The 208-nt window shown below is 64.9% G+C and carries 1 protein-coding gene; it reads right to left on the reverse strand.

The window, feature by feature from the left end; translation table 11 throughout:
- A partial coding sequence (locus tag WU80_RS25150; protein WP_231633916.1) for a PPE domain-containing protein occupies positions 1-208 on the reverse strand: 208 nt, incomplete at both ends.

Genomic DNA, 208 nt, shown 5'->3' on the forward strand with positions numbered 1-208 from the left:
GCCGCGGCCGCCATCGCCGCCGAAGCCGTACCCGCCCACTCCTCACTGGCCAGCTGCGTCACCACGCTCTGATAACTCAACGCCGCCGACTGCAACTCCGCAGCAATCGCATTCCACGCCGACGCCGCAGTCATCAACGACCCCGACCCCGGACCGGCATAAATCTTCGCCGACGTAACCTCCGGCGGAAGCATCCCGAAATCAAACA

It is taken from the genome of Mycobacterium sp. UM_11 (assembly GCF_001414075.1).
GTDB lineage: Bacteria > Actinomycetota > Actinomycetes > Mycobacteriales > Mycobacteriaceae > Mycobacterium.